Here is a 21,012-nt window from a genome sequence, read left to right as displayed (position 1 = left end):
GGCTTGGTGAGGTTCCCGGTTCAACCGTGATCGCAGGAGGCGCCCGATGCAAACGGTCATGCGGATCTACGTCTGGTTCCTGCGGGCGTGCCTGGCCATCGCCGCGGGCTTCGTGCTGTGGCTGGTGGTGGAAACGGTGCGCGCCTCCGGCCTCACCGAGGGCCTGGGCAAGGCCGGGCGCGAGCCCTACGCCAGCGCCTCCCTCAGCCCGCTGGCCCTGCGCGTCCTGCGCTCCACCGCCGCGGCCAGCACCCCGGGCTGCGGCGACACCAGCGTGAACGCGCTGCGTGCCCGCGTGATGCCGGTGTAGGCCAGCTCGCGCGTGAGCACCTGCGCCGCGCCGCCTTCGGGCAGCGCCAGCACCGTGTGCTCGAACTCCGAGCCCTGCGACTTGTGCACCGTCAGCGCGAAGGCGGTCTCCACATCCGACAGCCGGCTCGCCAGCACCGAGCGCAGCTGCGGCCCCTCCAGGAAGTACACCCGCAGCGCGGTGCGCGCGCCCGGCGCCTTGAGCACGATGCCGATGTCGCCGTTGAACACGCCCAGGGCGCCCTGGTTGCGCGTGACCATCACCGGCCGGCCCTCGTACCACTCGCCGCTCTTGCGCAGCAGCCCCGCGCCGGCCAGGCCCGCCTCGATGGCCTGGTTCAGGCCCTCCACGCCCCACTCGCCCTCGCGCACCGCGCACAGCACCCGGAAGCGCTCGAAGGCCAGCAGCACCCGTTTCGTCCACTCGGCGTGCGCGGCCTCGTCCTCGTCGGCGGGCCGCTCGCGCAGCAGCGCCAGGTAGGGCGCGTAGCCGCCGGGCGCGCCGGGGCGGCCCTGCAGCGCCAGACGCACCACGGCCTGCGGCGAGACGCTCTCCAGCCACTGCGCCTCGGGGCTTTGCGCATCGCGCAGCACGCGCTGCGCGGCGGCCACCTTGCCCTGGTTCACGGCCAGCGCGAGCGCGCCGATGGGGCCGCCGAAGCGGCGGCTCTCGCGCAGCATCACCGTCTGCTGCGCCAGCGCCGTCCCGCCGCCCTGGCAGAAGTCCTTGTGCAGCTCGATGCCGCAGGCCGCTTCCACGTAGGCGCGCGTGTCCGCGTCGTAGTGCCCGTGCTCGGCCTCGCCGCACAGGTCGCCCAGCACCGCGCCGGCCTCCACCGAGGCGAGCTGGTCCTTGTCGCCCAGCAGCACCACGCGGGCCGAGGCGGGCAGCGCGTCCAGCAGCGCGGCCATCATCTCCAGGTGAACCATGGAGGCCTCGTCCACGATCAGCACGTCCACGTCCAGCGGATGCGAGGCGTCGAAGGCGAAGCGCCGCGTGTCCGGCCGCCCGCCCAGCAGCCCGTGCAGCGTGCGTGCCGCGCCGATGCGCGCCGTGAGCCCGGCCAGGTCCGGCGTCGGCCCCAGCCGCTCGGCCAGCGCCTGCAGCGAGCCCTCGATGGACTGCTTCAGCCGCGCCGCCGCCTTGCCCGTGGGCGCGGCCAGCGCGATGCGCAGCCGCTCCGGCGCCGGCGCGGTGGCCAGCAGCAGCGCCAGCAGCCGCGCCACGGTGTAGGTCTTGCCCGTGCCCGGTCCGCCGGTGATCACGGACAGCCGCCCGCGCAGCGCCACCGCGCAGGCGATCTTCTGCCAGTCGGGCTTCGGCGCCCGCTGGCCGGGAGCGGGCGCGAAGAGGCGGTCCAGCCAGTCGCGTGCCGCGGGCAGGTCCACGTCCTCGCGCAGCGCGCCGCGCGCGCGCACCTGCGCCGCCACGCGCTGCTCGTAGTCCCAGTAGCGGCGCAGGTACAGCCGCGTGCCGGCCAGCACCAGCAGCGGGGTGTCGCGGTCCGGGCCGGCCGCGTCGGTCACGCCGGTCGCTGCGCCGGAACCGTCCGCGGACCCGGCCTCCAGCAGCGGGCAGGCGTGCAGCGTCTGCAGCCAGTCGTCCAGGCTGCCCGGCAGCCGCTTGAGCAGGTCGCCCAGCGCCTGCTGCTGGTCGGCGCTCCAGCCCAGCAGCTCATGCGGACGTGCGTGCAGCTCCTGCAGCAGCAGGCAGCTGTGGCCGCGGCTCTCCATGTGCGCCACCAGCGCGCCGCACAGCAGCACGAGGGGAGGGGCGTCGGGGTTCAACTCCAGCGCGAAGCGCGCGACGGCGGCGTCGAGGTGGCGGATCCAGCCCGCGCGCGCCCAGCGCAGCAGCTCATCGACCATGTCCTGCGCGCTCAGGCGATCCAGCGCGTCGATCCAGTCCAGGGTGTCCACGTCTTTGCGCGGTTTCACGAATCGGTCTCCTCATCCGCCCCCAGCGCCGCATCCAGCGCCTCCAGCAGCTCCAGCTCCGGCGCCACCAGCAGGCAGCCGCGCTGCGCGTGGCCGATGCCGCGCAGGAAGAAGTACAGCGCGCCGCCCAGGTGCTCGGCCGGGTCGTAGGCCTCGCCCAGGCGCGAGCGCAGCTGCCGGTGCAGCGCCAGCAGGTACAGCGCGGCCTGCACGTCGTAGCGGTGCGCCGCCATCGCAGCCTCCATCGCATTCACGCCGTAGAAGTCGTCCGTGGCGCCCAGCGCGTTGGACTTGTAGTCCAGCACCCAGTAGCGCCCCTCGTGCTCGAACACCAGGTCGGCGAAGCCCATCAGCATCCCGCTCAGCCGGCGCTGCGGCAGCGCGGGGCGCTCGCGCCCGGGCAGCAGGTGTTCGCGGCACAGGGCGTCCACCCGCGCCGCGTCCAGCCCCTGGCTGGGCAGCCAGAACTCCATCTCCGGCAGCGTGCCGCGCAGCCCCGACAGCGGCACGCCCAGCGGCGGCAACTCCACCTTCACCGCTTCAGACAGCCACGCCAGCACCTCGTCGGCGCGGTTGCCCCAGCCCTGGCACTCGCAGCGGCGCTTGAGCTGCTCGCGCACCGCCTCGTCCGCCAGATCGAAATCCTCGCCGGCGAGCCATTCGAGCTGGTCGTGCAGGAAGTTGCCCGCGAAGCTGCCGCGCGGGAAACGGTGCCAGGCCAGGGCCGAGGCCGGCGGCAGCGACGGCTGCCCCTCCTGGAACTCGTCGCTCTCGCGCACCGGCGCGTCTTCCAGCCGCTCCAGCGGCAGCGCCGGCAGGTGCTTCACCAGCTTGCTGAAGCTGCCGATGCTCCAGTCGCGCTCAAAGCGCGCCGCGTACTCCGCCCCCGGCTGCAGCGCCGGCGCGTCGTCGCGCGGCAGCAGCGGCGTGGCGGCGCAGGCGGCTTGCGCCTCCAGCACCGCAATAGAAGCGCACTCGCCGCAGGCGCTCTGCAGCCGCGCCAGGATCTCGCCCTCGGCGATGGCCTCGCCCCCGCCCAGCAGCTGCCCGAAGGCGCTGCGGTGCAGCACGCAGTTCTTCGCCTGCCCCTTCTTCAGCGCCGCAATGCCCACCCACAGCGCATGCCGGGCACGGGTCAAGGCCACGTACAGCAGCCGCAGGTCCTCGCGCAGCCGGTCGCGGTCGCCTTGCTCCAGCGCTTCGGCGCTCAGGTCGAAGCTCAGCTGCCGCGTGCCGTCCTCACCGATCAGCTCGATGAAGCTGCGCCCGCGCTTGTCCACCGGCCGGAAGTCGCAAGCGAACGGCAGGAACACCAGCGGGTACTCCAGGCCCTTGGACTTGTGGATCGTCACCACCTTCACCAGGTCGGCATCGCTCTCCAGCCGCACGATGCGCTCGTCGCCCTCGGCCGCGTCCTCGTTCTCGACCTGCTCGGCGAACCAGCGCACCAGCGCCTGCTCGCCGTCGAGCTGCGCGCTGGCCGCCTGCAGCAGCTCGGCGATGTGCAGCACGTTGGTCAGCCGCCGCTCGCCATCGGGCGCTGTCAGCCAGCGCGCCGGCAGCGCCAGGCGGTGCAGCGTCTGGCGCAGCATGGTCAGCACGCCCTGGCGCTCCCACACCGAGCGCAGCTCGCGCAGCGTCTCCAGCCGCTCTTCCCAGGCCTCGTCGTCCACGGCGAGACGCGCCAGCTCCGCCAGGCTCAGGTTCACCAGCGCCGTGGCGTAGGCCGCGCGCGCCAGGCGCATGTCCAGCGGCGCCGCCACCGCGCGCAGCCAGCGCAGCAGGTCGCGCGCCTCGGCGCTGGCGAAGACGGAATCCTTGTCCGAGAGGTAGACCGACGCGATCTCGCGCCGGCGCAGTTCGCGCCGCACGCACTCGGCCTCCACGCCGGTGCGCACCAGCACCGCGATGTCCGCCGGGCGCAGCCGCGCGAAACCGTCCCGCGGATGCTCGAAGCCCGCGCGCGGGTCGTTGAGCAGCGTGACGATGCCTTCGGCGCAGCGCTCGGCCGCGCGCTGGCGGTGACTCTCGGCGTTGCCCAGCTCGGCGTCCACGTGCAGCGACAGCGCCGGCACCTCGCCCGCACCGCAGAGGAAACGCTCATCGCGCCCGCGCGCGTCCACCGACTGGAAGGGAAGGGGGTTCTCCGCGCCGGCACGGAACAGGAAGGCTCCCGCGCCGCCCTGGCGCGCCTCCGCCTGCTCGAACAGCTGATTCACCGCCCGCACCAGCGCCTGCGTGGAGCGGTGGTTGGTGCCCAGCACGTAGTGCCGCCCGGCGGTGGCGCGGCGGGCACCCAGGTAGCTGTGGATGTCGGCGCCGCGGAAGGCGTAGATCGACTGCTTGGGGTCGCCGATGAGCAGCAGCGCGCTCTCGCGCTCGCACGCGGCCGTGCGGTAGAGCCGGTCGAAGATGCGGTACTGCAGCGGCGAGGTGTCCTGGAACTCGTCCACCAGCGCCACCGGGTACTGCGACAGGATGCGCTCGCGCAGCCGCTCACCCGCGCCGTCGTCGTGCAGCGCCACGTCCAGCCGCACCAGCATGTCGGCGAAGCCGTAGGCCCCGGCCTGCGTCTTCAGCTCCGCCAGGCGCCGCGCGATGCACTGGGCGGCATGGCGGCGCAGCTGCGCCTTCAGGTCGGGCAGGGCGGCCAGCGCCTCGTACAGCTGGTCGATGGCCTCGAACTCCGGCGGCAGCGCCAGCTCGGGCTTGACGGCTTCGCGCATGCCCTGGACCGACAAGCGCACGCGGCCCTTGTCGCCCAGCGCCGGCATCAGCTGGCCCGGCGCCAGGGCCCAGGCCTCCAACGCGTCCAGCCAGGGCTCGTAGTAGCGCGGCTGCAGCTTGCGCCGGTCCAGCAGGCAGACCTTGCGCGCCTGCTCGGCGCTGAACCATTCGCGCAGCGCCTGCACCTTCTCCGGCCAGCCCAACTTGAGCCGCTGCAGGTGCTTCATCTGCTCGGCCAGCACGCGGCTGCACAGCTCGCCCAGCGCCGGCGGCACCGCGTCGCCCGCGCCGATGCGCGGCACCAGCGCCGCCACGTCGCCGTGCAGCGCGCCCACGTCGGGCCAGAGCTCGAAGACGGCGTCCAGCGCGGTGTCGTCCAGCGGATAGACCTGCTGGCGCCAGTAGTCGCGCACCGCCTCCTCCTGCAGCCGGCTCTCGTCGGCCAGCAGCTCCTCGTCGAAGAGGTTGCGGCTGTCGAAGGCGTGCTCGCGCAGCATGCGCTGGCACCAGGCGTCGATGGTGTGCACCGCGGCGTCGTCCATGGCCTCGGCGGCGCAGGCCAGGCGCCAGGCCGCGCGCGTGCGCTCCGGCCCTTCCGCGTAGGACGCCAGCAGCTCGCGCAGCAGCGCGTCACTTTCCTTGGGCGCCAGCTCGCCGCGGAAGCAGCGCGCCGCCTCGCACAGCCGCGCGCGGATGCGGTCCGACAGCTCGCGCGTGGCGGCGCGGGTGAACGTCATCACCAGGATCTCGCTGGGCAGCAGCGGGCGGTGGAAGGCGCCATCCTCGCCGCCGTGGCCCAGCACCAGGCGCAGGTACAGCGCCGCGATGGTGTAGGTCTTGCCCGTGCCGGCGCTGGCTTCGATCAGGCGGCTGCCCCACAGCGGCAGGCGCAGCGGGTCGAGGATCTCACTCATCGCCCGACTCCCCGGCGCCGGCCTGCGCCAGCACCGCGACGCCCGAACCGGCCCACGACACCAGCGGGCCGTAGAGCCGCGGCGCGAACTGTTCGAAGCGGCCGTCGCGCGTGAGCGTCTCGAAATCCGGGTACAGCCGCGCCAGGCAGGGTTCCTCGCCCTCGGGAGTGACGGGGCTGAAGCCGCCGCCCTCGTACACCTCCTGCGCCTTGCCGTCGGTCACGAAGGCCAGCGCGGTGCGGCAGGCCAGCGGCAGGGGAGCCTCCATGCCCTGGCGCCACAGCGCCAGCAGCGTGCGCAGCGTCTCCTGCGCGGCCTCTTGCGGCAGCGGCTGCAGCGCCAGCACCGCGTCGCGCGAGACGATGCGCGCCTGCAGCGCCACGCCGCAGGCGCTGGCCACCAGGTGCCGCACCCAATGCTCGATGAACTTGTCGGTGCGCGCCTGGCCCTCGCGCTGCAGCACGCTGGGCGAGAGTTTCAGCAGCACCGGGCCGCCGTCGCCCTGGCGCAGCTCGGTGAGCCAGTCCTCCAGCCGCACGCCCTCGTGCTCGAAGGCCAGCGCCTCCTTGGGCGCGGCCTGCGAGAAGTCGCGCTGCAGTTTCAGCCACTGGCGGTGCATCCACTGCGCCGGCGCCAGCAGCGCCTGGCGCTGGCGCTCGCCGATGGCGTTCATGGGCAGCCGGCCGCTGCGCTGGATGCGCCGAGCGCGGCGCTCGATCTCCTCCGGCGTGCAGCGGTGCGCGTCGGCCAGCAGCTCGCCGATCAGCGTCCAGGCCTCCAAGCCGTTGAGGCCGAAGGGCTCGTCGTCCTCGCCGGGCGGCTCGCCCTCGTCGAAATTCACGCCCAGGCGGCGCACGAAGTAGTCCGACACCGGGTTCTTCAGGAAAGCCGCCAGGCGCTGGACGGTGAGCACCTGCGTCTCGGCCTCGAAGCGCGGCAGCTCGGCCTCGGCCGGCGCCGCCTCGCCCGCGTGGTGCGCGGCGCGCCACTCGCGCGCCCAGGTGCGCAGCGCCGCGCCGGCCTCGAAATAGCGGCGGCTGAAGGGCTGCAAGGGATGCTCGGTGGTGAGGCGCTTCCTGCACAGCTCCTCGCCCCAGCCGGCATCCAGGTAGTCGCGCAGCTGCGACACCAGCACCGAGGGCGGCTGCTCGCTGTTGTCGCGCACGCTGCGCCCGCTCCAGCTGACGTACAGCCGCCGCCGCGCCGACAGCAGCGCCTCCAGCATCAGGTAGCGGTCGTCGTCGCGGCGCGAGCGGTCGCCGGGGCGGCGCTGGCCGGGCAGGGCCATGAGGTCGAAATCGGCGCGGTGCGTGCGGCGCGGGTAGTCGCCGTCGTTCATGCCCAGCAGGCACACCACCTCGAAGGGAATGGAGCGCATGGGCATCAGGGTGCAGAAGGTGACGCCGCCGTCGAGGAAGCGCCGGCGCAGCGTGGGCTCGTCCAGCCCGGTGAGCCAGCCCTCGCGCAGCACCTCCAGCGGGATGGCTTCCTCGAAGCCGCCGGCCTGCGCCGCCTCCAGCCAGCCCTCCAGCGCCTCCTGCAGCAGCGCCAGCTGCTGGCGCTCGGCCTCGTCCGTGGCCTCGAAGAAGCTCTCCAGCAGCGCGCGGGCGCGCTCGCCCCACTGCGCCGGCGTGGCGGGCGTGGCCGCCAGCTCGTGCCAGCGGTGCAGCTCGTCCACCAGCACCGCCAGCGAGCCCGCGCCGGCCGCCTCCAGGCCACCGACCTCGCCGTAGGCCTCGATCCCGGCCCAGGCGGCGCCGTCGCCCGCGGCGTAGCCCAGCAGCATGCGGCGCAGCCCGAAGACCCAGGTGTTCTGCGCCCCGCAGGCGCCCAGGCCCAGCGCGGCGCGGTGCTTCTCGTCCAGGCCCCAGCGCACGCCCGCGCCGCTGAGCCACTGCGCGATGCGCGGCAGGTCGTCGTCGCCCACGTCGAAGCGCCGCGCCAGCGCGGGCACGTCCAGCAGGTCGCGGATCTCGGTGAGGCGGCAGCGCTGCTGCGGCAGCCGCAGCAGCCACTCCAGCGCCACGAACAGCGGCACGTGGCCGCGCTGCTGCAGGTCGGCGATGCCGTAGGGCACGTGGCGCGGATCGCCCGGCCCGTACTGGCCGAACACGGCGCGGATGCAGGGCGCGAAGCGGTCGATGTCCGGCACCATCACCAGGATGTCGCGCGGGCGCAGCGGCTTGCCGCCCGGCGGCTCGGCCAGCAGCGCCAGCAGCTCGTCGTGCAGCACCTCCACCTCGCGCTGCGCGCTGTGCGCGACGTGGAAGACGATGGAGCGGTCGGACGCCGCCGGCGGCGTCCTGGCGTGCTCGGCCAGCGGCAGCAGGTCGCGGATGGCGGCCTGCACCTGGGCCAGCAGCGGGGCGTCGGACGGGGTCTCGGTGTCGAACAGGTCGATGCGCGGCAGCGTGGTCTCGTGGCCCAGGGCGTGGGCGTCGAAGGCGTCGAGCTGGTGCACGAAGTCGCGGCCCTGGCGCCCCCAGGCGGCCAGCAGCGGGTGGGCGTGGGCGTGCATCTCTTCCAGGGACACGGCGGCGAGGTCGCGCTCGGCGCGGTGCTGGAAGCGGCGGCGCTGCATCTGCAGCAGCTCGCGGCCGTCGATGATGTCGGCCCAGTGGTATTGGCAGGGGTTGACCACCGCCAGCAGCACCTGGGCGTGGCGCGAGAGGGCGTGCAGCGCCTGCATCATCTGCATCGGCAGCTGCGACATGCCGAACACCACCACGCGGCGCGCCACCGGGCTGCGTGGCGCGGTGCCGGACTCCAGTGCGGCCAGGAAGCGGTTGTGGATCGCCGGGCGCACCACCAGGCGCTCGTCGTCGCTGAGCTCCTGCAGCAGCTCGCGCCACAGCAGCGGCTGCCAGCGCTGGTCCTCGGCCAGCGCCATGGCCTCGCCGTCGGCGCGGCACACGTCGTCGCGGCCCTCGCCCCAGGCCTCCAGCCAGTCGGCGCGGTAGACCTGGTACTGGTCGAACAGGTCGGCCAGGCGGCGCGCGAGCTGCAGCCGCCGCGCCACGTCACCGCCGTCCAGGAAGCGGGCAAGGGGGGCGAACTCGGGGCGTTCGAGCTGGCGCGGCAGCAACCGCATCAGGCGCCAGGTCAGCGGGATCTCGTCCAGCGGCGAAAGCGGTGGCACCGAGGCGCGTCCCAGCACCTGGCGGTAGCTGCGCCACAGGAAGCGCGCAGGCAGTTCCACCCGCGCCGCGGCGCAGACGCCGCGCGCCTGGGCCAGGGCCATCTTGAGCCACTCGGCCACGCCGTTGCTCTGGACCAGGAACACCTCGGCCTCCAGCGGCGCCAGGGGCTGGCGCTGCAGCCAGTCCACCACCGCCTCCTTGAGCAACTCCAGCCGGTTGCCGTGCAACACCAGCAACCCCGTGCCGATTTCGGCGCTCATGAGGCCGACCTCCCTCAACCAGATTCTTCACACGCGCTGCCGGCCCGCTGCCGGCAGGGGGCGGATTTTCGCAGCCTCGGCCGCCCGGCCCCTGGACCGATGTCTCGTTTTGGCCTAAACCCCGCCGCGGCGCCCGGGTATGGAGCGCGCGTTCTGCACCGATTCTTACGACCCGGTAATAGGGTAGCCTGCTGGCGAACCCGGGAGCGCAACTGCGGCGCCGGCGTGAACAAATCCATGCGCTTCGAACCTGAACTGCGCTTGAAATGCGAGGCAGAAAGCAAAAAGCCCCGCCGAGGCGGGGCTTCAACACGGCCGGTGTGGACCGCGGGTAATTCAGGCTTGAACCTGGAGCATCAGGCCTTGATGGACAGGTCGTCCAGCGTCTTGCCGCTTTCCAGGGCTTCGGTAACCCATTTCGGCTTCAGGCCGCGGCCGGTCCAGGTCTTGCCGGAAGCCGGGTCACGGTATTTCGGGGCCACGGTACCGGTCTTGCCACCGGATTCCTTCTTGCCGCTGCGGGAGCTGGAGGACAGGTCCTCGATGGTCAGATTGTTCTGGGCCATCAACTCCTTGATGGTGTTGACGGCTTCCGCACGAGAGTTCTCCTGCAGTTGCTTGATCTGACGCTCGAGTTCTTCGCGCTGCTTGAGGAGGTCTTGGATGTTTGCCATACGCTTTGCACCTTCGTTGAATGTCTGGGACATTTCTGATCTGTAACGACAAGCCCTGGGATTGATACGAATAGCAGGTTCCTGGACCGGTTGTGTTGAACTGACCTGGACTGCCGTGGAACCCTCAAGTTCCGGCCCGTATCTCCTCCGGGCTTGCGCGGAACGGATAATGCCACAATGTGCGCGAACTATGAACCTCCGTCGCCAAAGAATTTTCGGGTTCATCTGCAAAGTGAGGAACCCGACTTCGGCTACACGAATGAGGCATATCCAGGTTCCAGTGCGGTGTTCATCACGGCGGGGCCGGAGTATGAATCGCATTTCTCGCCCTGGCCCGGAGTGTTCGGGTTGTTGCCACCCTGGGCACGCGAACCCAGCCTGGCGCGCCACACCTACAACGCCCGCAGTGAAACGGTGGATTCGAAACCCAGTTTCAAGTCCGCCTGGAAGGCACGCCGCTTCTGCCTGATACCGGTCCAGGCTATCTTCGAACCCAACTATGAATCAGGCCGCGCCGAGCGCTGGCGCATTGCACGCGTGGACGGTTTGCCGTTCTGCCTGGCGGGGATATGGGAAGAAGCGCACCGGGATAGCGGCACGGTGTGGTCGTATTCCATGCTCACCATCAATGCGGACGCGCATGAGCTCATGCGGCGCTTTCACAAGCCCGGTGAAGAAAAGCGCTCGGTGGTCGTGCTGCCACCCAGTCATTACCGGGATTGGCTGTATGCCGACGAGCGCGAAGCACGGGCGCTGCTGCAACCCATGGAGGCCGAACAATTCGTCACCACTCCGGCGCCACGTCCGCCCCGGGTGCCCGCGGCCGGGCCCAGCAATGCCGCCTGAGCCGCCCAGGTTCCCGAGGGCGGCCGTCTGCGGGCTAGGCGGGCGTCCAGCCCGCCACCTTCATGTAACAGGTTGAAAGATTCTTGTGTTACAGCCGCTGCCGGACCGTTTTCCCGTGCGGGATCCGCCGCAGATACGGTCGTCGGTTTCGCGCAAGCTTGGGCGTGAAAACTTCACACCAGCCCGAGGCGCGTTGAATGCTCAGAATGGTCATGTGAAAAAAATTTGCAAAGTTTGCTTGAATTGAATGCAACCCGGTGATAAGAGTCGAGAACCTCGGCGGCCCGGATGGAGGATACACAGGCCGTCACACATTGCAGCGGGCGCTGGAACAGTTCACTGGGCAATGGCCGATATCGTTGGCGAAAGGTCGCGCAAGACACGAAATGTCAGGGCGGGAATCAATGCCCATTCGAAGCCAGATGGCCGGCGCAGACCTGGCAACAATGCGGAGGAAAAGCGTGCAAAGCATGGACAAGAGGGCCTGGACCGCCGGCTTTCTGGCTGGCGGGATATTCGCTGAACAGTGCCCGTACGTGCAGGGTTCGTTTGAGGCGCTGGATTGGTACGGCGGCTGGATTGAAGGCGCGGCCAATGCGCTGGATCGGCACCATTACGCCCAGGGCTCCCTGGAGGCCGATGTGGTGTCCTCGCGCCACGGCCTGAGCCCACACTCGACCCGGCATTGAGCGGCTGAAACCGCTCCGCGTCCCGCAGTGAATCCACACGGGCGCGATCGACGCCCCAGCTGCCGCAGCGCAGCATTCCGGGCCTTCCTCCGTACCGCACGGGTACGGATTCCAGCAAAAGCGCCTCGGCGGGCTCACGAATTGAGCCTGCAGGTGGCCATCCATCCGCCGTACTCCATGGGCGCAATAACCCCGTCGTCCGGCGGGGATTCCCGAAATCCATAACACCCCCGGTACGCCATTGCCCCGGCAAGCGGCGTGTGAAGTGCTTGCGAGGGAAAGCAGTCAAATGGGCTGCCGTCCAAGCCCGTGGCGTCCTGGACATTGCGGCATCGTGCGGACTCCAGTACCTGGCTTTCAATGCCAGCCCGGCGGCCACGGAACTCCAGGGTTCGAAGTAGCGCTGCCGGGATTGCACCAGGGTTTCATCCAATAACAGTCTGTGTGCCCAGACGACGGTACTGCAACGCATGGCGGCCATGGCCCCTGGCCATTCACCGTAAAAGGCCTCCAATCCCTGTTCCCGCCAGTGAATGTTGTCGTTCGCTAACGAACGAGGACACTCGCGCCCAATGCCCGGTAGCCGGCGGATTTGAGGCATGGCGGCTTCGGCAATGTGGTGGGTGCGCAGCGCAATATCGGGCGAATTCCTCTGGGCGCGGGTCTCTGGGACATCATTGGATTGGCGCTGGCCACCGGCCTGGCAACCCTGGCACCGGAACTGAAATAGAAGCTCTACTGCTGCACCGATCCGCGCGGATCGAACGCCGCAATCCACGACGCAGGGCCAGCAAAAAGCGAATGCCGGACACCGCGGCGGTTGCAATCCGCGGCCTTGAATTCCCGGGCGGCTCCCCGGATTTGCCCGGGACGTGCGCGCCATGCTTTGGCGGCCATTGGACCAGGCACGAAGTCCGGGTGTTCCGGTCTTTCAGCAAGAGACCATCCGCTGTTGCACATCCCCGTGCAGTACGCCCGCTGCCAGCGCGGAACGCGGATGAAACCCGGGCCAGGAGTGCATGGCGATACCGCCGCCATCGCCATCGGCCCGGAAACAACCGCCGGCTTGCATGCGGCATAAAGGCGCCTATGCTGTACATCCATACAGCCATGACGCCCCGCCGCTTGTTTGGGCTGACGCGGCGCGGCGTGCCTGTCCTCAGCCCTGGAGAATTTCGTGATGGCAAACCCGGTGAAGAGGATTCCCGACGGCTACTCGACCGTGACGCCCTACCTGACCATCAAGGGTGCGGCACAGGCCATCGATTTCTACAAGCGGGCCTTCGGCGCCGAGGAAAACATGCAGCTGCGGGCACCGGACGGCTCGGTGATGCATGCCGAGATCCGCATTGGCAATTCGGTATTGATGCTGCATGACGAGGCACCGCAATGGCAGGCCTTGAGTCCGCAAACGCTCGGCGGCTCCCCGTGCAGCCTGATGCTTTACGTGGACGACGTGGACGCCTGCGTCCAGCGCGCCGTGGAGGCGGGCGCGACGCTCACCATGGCGGTGGCCGACCAGTTCTATGGCGACCGCGCCGGCGGGCTGAAGGACCCCTTCGGTCACAAGTGGCACATCGCCACGCACGTGGAGGACGTGTCGGAAGAGGAGATCCGCCGCCGCGCCGCGAAGCTGTTCGAGGGCAGCTGCGCCGGCTGAGCGCCGGGCGCGTGCCACGGCGCCAGGACAGCCGGCCCGCTCAGGGCCGCCAGCGGCTGGAACGGGTGCCGCCGGGCTGCAGCAGCCCGCATGGCGTAGCCGGGTGCGCGGCGTGCTCGGGATCGCGCACCGGCGATACGGGGCGGCCCGCCGGAAGGCAGCGCAGGCGTACCGCGCGAGGCCGGCCCGCTGCCCGCGCCAGGAGGCCATGCCATGCGACTCGAAGGTTCCTGCCATTGCGGCGCCGTGCGTTTTTCCGTGGAGTCGCACGAGCCCGTGCCCTTCATGCGCTGCTACTGCTCGATCTGCCGCAAGACCGCGGGCACCGGCGGCTACGCGATCAACCTCGGCGCGGACAACGCCACGCTGCAGGTGCAAGGACGCGAGCATCTGAGCGTGTACCGCGCGCGCATGGAGGACGGCAGCCGCAGCAGCGGCGAGCGCCATTTCTGCAAGCACTGCGGCACGGCACTGTGGCTGTGGGACCCGCGCTGGCCGGCGCTGGTGCATCCGCATGCCGGCGCCATCGACACGCCGTTGCCCGAGGTGCCTCAGCTCACGCACATGATGCTGGGCTTAAAGCCGGCCTGGGTGCAGGTGCAGGCCGGTCCGAAGGACGCCACCTTCGATGCCTATCCGGACGAGTCGCTGGCCGAGTGGCACCGGCGCCATGGGCTGGCGCGCTGAATCCGCGGCCCCGATGCGGCGCGCCGCTTGCCCTGGGCAGCGCGAAAAGCTCGATTCCGGCCTGCAGCGGTGGGCCTCACGGCATGGAAGGTTCAGGATGCAACAACTCACGCCGCAAGGCAGGCAGGCCATCGACGACATCGCCCGGCGCCACGGCTTCAGCGCCGAGGCCGTGACCGCCATGCTCTGGGCCGTGGTGCAGGGCCAGGGCGGCATGGCGCAGTTCGGACATCCCGAGTTCGGCGGCCCGGGGCAATGGATGCGCGGCGGCATGACGATGGTGTCGGACATGTTCAACCACGCGCTCAAGGCCCGCGTGGACGGCCTGTGCAACGAGCTTGCCGGCCTGGTCGCCAGCCAGCCTGACCTGCTGCACGGCGGCGGCAGCTTCCAGTCGCAGAGCCAGGGCAGCGGCGGAATGCCGGGACAGCAGCAGTCGGCCTGGAGCGGCGGCACGCAGCCGCCCGCTGAGGGCATGCCGCCGCCGACGGCCAGCCTGTTCGTGCCGGCCGCCGGCAGCAGCGACTGGTGGGGGCCAGGGCTGGGCCGGCCCAACAGCAGCGGCGCGCAGAACGGCGTGCGTTACGCCTACTTCGCGCAGGCGCGGCGGCTGGCCATCGAGCTGCGCGGCCGGGTCACGGTCTACGACACGCTGGACCACCACATCGGCGGCGTCTCGCAGCAGCAGTCGGGCAGCGGCTCGCTGAGCTTCACCAGCCAGCACGGGCTGGTCAACGTGGAGCGCCTGCCGGTGGTGTCGGTGGACGGCCAGCCGCCGGCCGCCGCGTCGGCTCCGACGTCACCGAATGCAGCGCCCACGCCAGCGCCGATGGCCGCATCCACCGCACCCGCGCCGCAGGCCGGCACGGCCAGCGGGCTGCCGCAGGGGCTGGACGTGTTCGCGGCGATCGAGAGGCTGGCCGAGCTGCACGCGCGCGGCGTGCTCACCGCCGAGGAGTTCTCGGCCAAGAAGGCGGAGCTGCTGAGCCGGCTCTGAGCACGGCGACGGCAGCTTCGCAAAGAGCAGCCGGATCGAGAGCCCACCGGGCCAGCCGGAGCACCGGCCGCAGGGGCCACAGGGGCCACAGGGGCCACAGGGGCCGACGATGCGGCATTTCAGCCCGGCAGGAACGCGACGTCACCGATTGGCGCCTACAACTCCTGGCGCCCCAATCTTCGTTATGTCAACAAACGCTGAAATTGGCGATTTCAGCGTGCGGCCAGCAGTTCGACCTCGAAGGTCAAGGTGCTGTTGCCGGGAATGGTTCCGGGAATGCCGCGGGCGCCGTAGGCGGTGTCGGCCGGGCACGTGAGCTTGGCCTTGCCGCCGACCTTCATGCGCTGCAGTCCCTCGGTCCAGCAGGGAATGACGCGGTTGAGCGGGAACGTGGCGGGCTGGCCGCGCTTGTAGGAGCTGTCGAACTCCTTGCCGTCGGGCAGCGTGCCGCGGTAGTGCACCTGCACGGTACTGGTCGGCCCGGGCTGCGCGCCCTGGCCCTTGACGCTGTGCTCGACGACCACGCCCGAGGGCAGCTTCTCGGTTTCGGTCTGGGCGGTCACGGGAAGCGTAGCGGCCAGCAGCAGCGCGGCGCAGAGTGCGGAAGACGTTTTCATGCAGTGAAGAAGCGCAAGGGTGATGAAGGCGCGCAGTGTCGCTGCTTTCGCACCGACCGGCCGCAGCGCCGGTTACCGCGCATGCGACCGACTACCACCACCAGCCCCGGCGGTTGCACTTGCAACCGCCGGGGCGCAGCCGGCACACGTGCTCAGGCGTGGCCCGGCGCGTAGCTGAAGCCGCCGCCGCGCTCCTGTTCGAGCCGGGTTTCTTCCATCAAGTCTTCCTGCACCGGATCAGGCGCACCACCGCGCTTGAGATGCTCCTGGTACCAGGCCGTGATGAGGGCGCACACGATGGGATCAGGGCCCTGGACCAGCTCATCGATATCGAAACCGCTGGCCATGCAGATGGCCTCGATCGGCTGGGGATCGAAGATCACGGCGCCGTCGCGAATATCCCGCGACAGGCGCAGGTCCTCGAAGTTGACGCCGTCGGGAATGGTTGCCTGCAAATGTATCAAGCTGCCTCCTCTGGAGCCCGCCATGGGTTGAACCATTGTGACCGACGCCAAAGGCACCGGCGCCGGCCCTTCCGCCTGGAGCAGTTCGCGGGCCCAGGGGGTGCGAACAATGCCGCAATAGAGGTAAGGCGCGGGGGCCGGACGCCCCTCAATCACGGATCTCGCGCACCTCAGCATCGACGATCTCGCCCGCTCCACCGCTGCCGCGCCCATGGCGGAACGGCGTCGCTGCTGCATCCGGCCGGGCACCCATGCGGCCCGGCCAGACAAAGCGCACCGCGCCGCGCTGGAGCCGGCGTCGGGCCACCAGCGCCACCACCAGCAGCACACCCGCGGTGACCATGCCGGCCAGCAGCGTGAAGGCCAGCACCAGCAGGCCGACGAAACCCAGGACCAGGCCCCGGACCGCGTTCGCCAGGCTTTGCAGCAGGCGCGCCGGGCCCGAGGACGCGCGCGTGGAGTAAGGCAGATGCATCAGCTTCTTTCAGGGGACGTTCAGTCGTCGTTGCCGCCGAAGATACCCAACAGCGCCAGCAGCGACTGGAAGACGTTGAACAGGCTCAAGTAGACGCCCAGCGTGGCCGTGATGTAGTTGGTCTCCAGGCCGTCCTGCACGCGCTTGAGGTCATGCAGGATGAAGGCCGAGAAGATGCCGATGGCCAGCACCGACAGCGTGATCATCAGCGCGCTGGACTGGATGAAGACGTTGGCAATGCCCGCCACCATCAGCATCACCACGCCCACGAACAGCCACTTGCCCATCGAGGTCAAGTCGCGCTTGATCACCGTGGACAGCATCGCCATGCCCAGGAAGATGCCGCCCGTGCCGGCGAAGGCCGTCATCACCAGGCTCGCGCCGTTGGACAGGCCCAGCACCGTGCCCACCAGGCGCGACAGCATCAGGCCCATGAAGAAGGTAAAGGCCAGCAGCACCGGCACGCCGGCGGCGGAATCCTTGGTGCGCTCGATGGCGAACATGAAGCCGAAGGCACCCGCGAGAAACACCACCAGGCTCACCAGCGGCGACATCGCGCTCGACAACCCCGTGGCGATTCCTAGCCAGGCGCCCGCCACGGTAGGCACCATCGACAGCGCGAGCAGCCAGTAGGTGTTGCGCAGCACGCGCTGCTGCTGCGCAGCCAAACCCGGCGCCTGCGCGGCGCGGGCACGAAGGTCGATCTGCTGAAGGTTCATGGAGGCTCCCTAGACTCGCTCGCCGCCCCCGCGGCGAAGGCCACGGATTTGGGACGGCAACGCTAATCTAGGGGCGTCCTTACATCGAAACAATCAGAAGGTTACGATGCGTTTGATCGAAAAAACCGCATCGTTGTCCCCGTGGCCGCCCTGCCCCGGCACCGCGGACAACGCCGCCGCTCAGGGTGTGACCGCCACCTTGAGCACCCCGTCGCGCTGGTGGCCGAACAGCTCATAGGCGGCCTCGATGTCGTCGAGCCTGAAGCGGTGCGTGACCATGGCGCCCAGGTCCACCCGGCCGGCCTCGATCACGGCCATGAGCCGGCGCATGCGCTCCTTGCCGCCCGGGCACAGCGAGGTGACGATGCGGTGGTCGCCCAGCCCGGCAGCGAAGGCGTCCAGCGGAATGCGCAGGTCGGTGGAGTACACGCCCAGGCTGGAGAGCGTGCCGCCCGGCCGCAGCACGCGCAGCGCCGCCTCGAAGGTGGCCTGCGTGCCCAGCGCCTCGATGGCGGCGTCCACGCCGCGCCCGCCGGTCAGGCGCAGGATCTCGGACACCGGGTCCACCTTGCCGGCATCAACCACCACGTCCGCCCCCATGCGCCGCGCCATCTCCAGCCGCTCGGGCAGCCGGTCCACGCCGATGACGAGACTGGCGCCGCTGAGCTTGGCGCCGGCCGTGGCGCACAGACCGATGGGCCCCTGCGCGAACACCGCCACGGCGTCGCCAATGCGGATGTGCGCGCTTTCCGCGCCGGCAAAGCCCGTGGACATGATGTCCGGGCACATCAGCACCGCCTCGTCGCTCAATCCGTCGGGCACGGGCGCGAGGTTGAACATGGCGTCAGGCACCAGCACGTACTCGGCCTGGCAGCCGTCGATGGTGTTGCCGAAGCGCCAGCCGCCCATGGGCTTCCAGCCGTGGGCGCTGCCGGCGCCGTCCTGGGCGCAGAAGCCGCACTGGCAGGCGTTGCTCCAGCCGCTGGGCGTGATGGCGCCGGCGATGACGCGCTGCCCCTCGCGGTAGCCCTTGACCGCGGAGCCCAGCTTCTCGATCACGCCCACGGGCTCGTGGCCGATGGTCAATCCGCGCGCCACGGGGTACTCGCCCTTGAGGATGTGCACGTCGGTGCCGCAGATCGTGGTGGTGGTCACGCGCAGCAGCGCGTCCTGGGGCCCGACATCGGGAATCGGCTTGTCGTCGAGCACGATGCGACCCGGTTCGACGAAGACGGCGGCTTTCATCATGGGCATGGCGGACTCCTGGCCAAGGGATCAAGCCCTCCAGGCTAGGCCGACATGGGATGCCGGACTTGCGCTGGCGCAAGCGCGGCAGCGCCAGTTTGGCGGGCCAGGCCGCGGCGGACGCCTGCGGGCTCAGGCCGCCTGGCGGCGCCGCGGCGCGGTCGCGCGCACCGGCTTGCGCGCCATCTGGAACAGCTCGTTGCGCGCGGCCTGCGTAATCGCCACCACGCAGGGGTGCGTGATGCGGCGCTCCACCGAGATGGCGAAGAAGTCTTCTTCCACGCCCTCGGCGACACCCACGCTGCGCACGCCGAACTGCGCCTCGATCCCGGGCGCGATCACGCCCGGCGCGGCAAAGAAGCCGGCGCTGCGACGCCCGAACTCCTGGATCAGCGCGCTGTCGTCGAACTCGCCCACCAGCCGCGGGCGCACGTTCTGCGACTGGAACCAGGCGCGCAGGCGCTGGCCCATGGCGGAGTCCTCGCCCGGCATGAGCACCGGCGCGCCGTCCAGGCAGGCCGGGAAGTCGCCGGGGTGACGCTCGCGCAGCGCCGGCGTGGCGAAGAAGCTCAGCGTCGAGGAGCCCAGGCGATGGCTGAAGGCACGCACGCTCACCGAGGACGGGATGGGCGCGTCGGCGATCACGAGATCGAGCTTGTGCAGCGCCAGCTCGGCCAGCAGCAGGTCCAGCTTCCACTCGCGGCACACCAGGTGCACGTTCTCCACCGCGAAGGCCGGCTCCACCAGGTGGTAGGCGATGGCCTTGGGCACGGCGTCGGCCACGCCGATGCGGAAGTCCAGCGCCCGGCCGTGCGTGGTGCGCTCGCGCACGGAGGCTTCCAGCTCGGCGCCCAGGGCGAAGATGTCCTTGGCGTAGTCCAGCACCATGCGCCCGGTATCGGTGAGCACCAGGCGGCGCCCGCTGCGCGCGAACAGCGGGCTGCCCAACCGCTCTTCCAGCAGCTGGATCTGGCCGCTGACCGTCTGGGGCGTCAGGTGCAGCTGCTCGCTGGCGCGGGCCACGCTGCCGGTCTCGGCCACCTGCAGGAAGTAGTGGAGGTGCTTGTAGTTCATGCACCAATCATCAGACTTTTCCTACACGCAAGCCCGGAATAATCGGATTTACTTGGATTGGATCAGCGCCCTACAGTGGTCTGGTCGTCACTTCCCCGGGAATCCGGAGCGCCGAATGGAAATCCGAGTGCATGCCGCCTGTGCCCGTGCCGCCGCACTGGCCGACCACGCACGCCGCCGCCTGCTCTACGTGCTGCGGTCGCGCGAGCACCAGGTTGAGAGCGTCGAGGTGCGCCTGGGCGACACGCGCAGCCGCCACGGCCAGAAGGAGGGCTACTGCCGCGTCCAGCTGCGCTTGGTGCACGCCGGCGTGGCCTCGGTGGTGGACGTGGGCAAGGACCTTTACGACGCCATCGACCGCGCGGTGGACCGCGCCGGCCGCCTCGCGGTGGAGCACCTGCGCGTCGCCCAGCCGGCGGCGGCCTGAATCCCGCCCCGGCGCGCGGGCCGCGCGGAGTGGGCGCTGGCCTGGCACGCATGGGCGAACTCGCGCCCATCCCCTATGGAAGCGACCAGGGCGCCTGGCGGCGAGCGTGCCGCTGCCCGGGATGCGTTCAAGCCGCGGGCTGGGCGCGCTGGTCTGATGCCACTGTCCCAGCAGCTGCTGCATGTGCCTGATGTGCGCGTGCACCTTTATCTGGTCGTACTCGGCATGCAGCGCCGTGCGCAGCACTGCTTGTTCGCCTTCACGCAGGGCGGCTTGACCAGCTGTGGGCCATCAGTCGCACGGTGTGGCCCAGCTGCTGCAGCCGCCGTGCCCAGTAGTGCGCGCTGGAGCAGGTTTCCATGCCGACCACGCACAGGGGCAACTGGGCGAAGAACTCGATGAGTTGCGCGTGCTTGATCTGACGACTGAAGACGCGCCTGCCACGTTCTCGATGCCGGCGGCGCGAATGAGCGCAATGGCGTCCATGCCAGCCCCGGGAGCCATCACATCGACCAAGCAGGTGGCGAAGAAGTAGATCCGTTGTGGTCGGATCCGGCCTTGCAGCGCGGTGCTGCTGTACATCTGTTCCTTCGCCCTCTGCGCCTGCGCAGCCACCGTGGCGGCTGAGGCGCCGCAGAGATCCTGCCTATACCGAGTTCGTCGCTCGCGGCCTCTGCTACTGTCAACGTGCGTATGCAGCGCAGCGGGGGTCGGAAGTGTAGAAAAGCGTAACGGCACGTCCGAGCCGCGTATGCCCGGCAAGGCAAGAAGAACGCCGCACGGCGTAATGCCTTGCCCACAGCATGGGGCCAGAGCAAAGCGATTTCATCGTGCGGGCAGCCAACTTTCGACGCATGCCGAGTTCCGAGCGCAACCGCTGGATCGGGCATGCCACCAATCCGGGTAAAAACATAACCCCCTGTCCAGATGACGCTGCAGCTACCCCCGGACCCTTGAATGGACAGCGAGCCGTAGACACAAAAAGCAACAATATTCACAGCGTATCCATATTGAAACGGCAGCACGCGGTTGTTGCGAAAACCCGCGTTTGCGGGTTCGCAGCGGCTGCGCCTTCGGGAACAAAATGGCCCCGTGCTGTGATTCAGGCTCATCCAGACACGGCACGAAACCACCACAAGACGTCCCATTG

At 70.0% G+C, this 21,012-nt stretch carries 16 protein-coding genes and 1 pseudogene; 6 read left to right on the top strand and 11 right to left on the bottom strand.

Going from position 1 to position 21,012, the window contains the following annotated elements; all coding sequences use genetic code 11:
* Window positions 1-186 precede the first annotated feature (186 nt).
* From recD to H537_RS0137385, 4 genes are all read right to left on the bottom strand, one after another.
* Window positions 187-2,247, bottom strand: coding sequence for an exodeoxyribonuclease V subunit alpha (gene recD / locus H537_RS0137400; RefSeq protein ID WP_310733042.1), 2,061 nt, complete (start codon window positions 2,245-2,247; stop codon window positions 187-189).
* On the bottom strand, window positions 2,244-5,888 hold the full coding sequence (recB, locus tag H537_RS0137395) for an exodeoxyribonuclease V subunit beta (RefSeq protein WP_029001940.1): 3,645 nt from the start codon (window positions 5,886-5,888) through the stop codon (window positions 2,244-2,246). Before recB ends, recD begins: the two co-directional genes overlap by 4 nt.
* Window positions 5,881-9,288 (bottom strand): exodeoxyribonuclease V subunit gamma, encoded by a 3,408-nt coding sequence (recC, locus tag H537_RS0137390; protein WP_029001939.1) that lies wholly within the window; start codon window positions 9,286-9,288, stop codon window positions 5,881-5,883. The genes recB and recC overlap by 8 nt, the downstream gene beginning before the upstream one ends.
* 356 nt (window positions 9,289-9,644) lie before the next feature.
* Window positions 9,645-9,995: an H-NS histone family protein gene (locus H537_RS0137385; protein ID WP_238446949.1), complete on the bottom strand. Its 351-nt coding sequence runs from the start codon at window positions 9,993-9,995 to the stop codon at window positions 9,645-9,647.
* Between the two features lie 144 nt (window positions 9,996-10,139).
* Here H537_RS0137385 and H537_RS47960 point away from each other — a divergent pair, with 144 nt between their 5' ends.
* From H537_RS47960 to H537_RS0137360, 5 genes are all read left to right on the top strand, one after another.
* The gene (locus tag H537_RS47960) at window positions 10,140-10,808 is read left to right on the top strand and encodes an SOS response-associated peptidase (RefSeq protein WP_064736123.1); all 669 of its coding nucleotides are present in this window, start codon (window positions 10,140-10,142) and stop codon (window positions 10,806-10,808) included.
* A 470-nt stretch (window positions 10,809-11,278) separates the two neighbouring features.
* Window positions 11,279-11,497: a hypothetical protein gene (locus H537_RS0137375; protein ID WP_029001937.1), complete on the top strand. Its 219-nt coding sequence runs from the start codon at window positions 11,279-11,281 to the stop codon at window positions 11,495-11,497.
* Window positions 11,498-12,677: 1,180 nt separating this feature from the next.
* Entirely contained in the window at window positions 12,678-13,157 is a 480-nt protein-coding gene (locus tag H537_RS0137370) for a VOC family protein (protein WP_029001936.1), read from the top strand.
* 213 nt (window positions 13,158-13,370) lie between these two features.
* Window positions 13,371-13,844, top strand: coding sequence for a GFA family protein (locus tag H537_RS0137365; protein ID WP_029001935.1), 474 nt, complete (start codon window positions 13,371-13,373; stop codon window positions 13,842-13,844).
* Window positions 13,845-13,941: 97 nt separating this feature from the next.
* Window positions 13,942-14,841, top strand: coding sequence for an SHOCT domain-containing protein (locus tag H537_RS0137360; protein WP_029001934.1), 900 nt, complete (start codon window positions 13,942-13,944; stop codon window positions 14,839-14,841).
* A gap of 212 nt (window positions 14,842-15,053) precedes the next feature.
* On the opposite strand, the gene H537_RS0137355 is transcribed toward H537_RS0137360, so the two are convergent.
* From H537_RS0137355 to nhaR, 6 genes are all read right to left on the bottom strand, one after another.
* On the bottom strand, window positions 15,054-15,458 hold the full coding sequence (locus H537_RS0137355; RefSeq protein WP_029001933.1) for an FKBP-type peptidyl-prolyl cis-trans isomerase: 405 nt from the start codon (window positions 15,456-15,458) through the stop codon (window positions 15,054-15,056).
* A 152-nt stretch (window positions 15,459-15,610) separates the two neighbouring features.
* A complete protein-coding gene (locus H537_RS54020; protein WP_156902193.1) occupies window positions 15,611-16,078 on the bottom strand; it encodes a hypothetical protein in 468 nt (155 codons plus the stop codon).
* The gene (locus H537_RS0137345; protein WP_029001932.1) at window positions 16,071-16,397 is read right to left on the bottom strand and encodes a hypothetical protein; all 327 of its coding nucleotides are present in this window, start codon (window positions 16,395-16,397) and stop codon (window positions 16,071-16,073) included. The genes H537_RS54020 and H537_RS0137345 overlap by 8 nt, the downstream gene beginning before the upstream one ends.
* Before the next feature lie 20 nt (window positions 16,398-16,417).
* A complete protein-coding gene (locus H537_RS0137340; protein ID WP_029001931.1) occupies window positions 16,418-17,116 on the bottom strand; it encodes a Bax inhibitor-1 family protein in 699 nt (232 codons plus the stop codon).
* A gap of 180 nt (window positions 17,117-17,296) precedes the next feature.
* Complete coding sequence (locus H537_RS0137335) at window positions 17,297-18,370, bottom strand: NAD(P)-dependent alcohol dehydrogenase (protein WP_029001930.1); 1,074 nt, start codon at window positions 18,368-18,370, stop codon at window positions 17,297-17,299.
* A gap of 123 nt (window positions 18,371-18,493) precedes the next feature.
* A complete protein-coding gene (nhaR, locus tag H537_RS0137330) occupies window positions 18,494-19,435 on the bottom strand; it encodes a transcriptional activator NhaR (RefSeq protein ID WP_029001929.1) in 942 nt (313 codons plus the stop codon).
* A gap of 115 nt (window positions 19,436-19,550) precedes the next feature.
* On the opposite strand from nhaR, the gene H537_RS0137325 reads away from it, so the two are divergent.
* Window positions 19,551-19,862: an HPF/RaiA family ribosome-associated protein gene (locus H537_RS0137325; RefSeq protein ID WP_156902192.1), complete on the top strand. Its 312-nt coding sequence runs from the start codon at window positions 19,551-19,553 to the stop codon at window positions 19,860-19,862.
* 248 nt (window positions 19,863-20,110) lie between these two features.
* Here H537_RS0137325 and H537_RS56170 read toward each other — a convergent pair.
* Window positions 20,111-20,277, bottom strand: a pseudogene (locus tag H537_RS56170) (IS110 family transposase); the annotation flags it as partial.
* Window positions 20,278-21,012 lie beyond the last annotated feature (735 nt).

Source organism: Azohydromonas australica DSM 1124 (assembly GCF_000430725.1).
Taxonomy (GTDB): domain Bacteria; phylum Pseudomonadota; class Gammaproteobacteria; order Burkholderiales; family Burkholderiaceae_C; genus Azohydromonas; species Azohydromonas australica.
The sequence above is the reverse complement of the archived record's forward strand: the minus strand, read 5'-3'. Positions and strand labels throughout refer to the sequence as shown.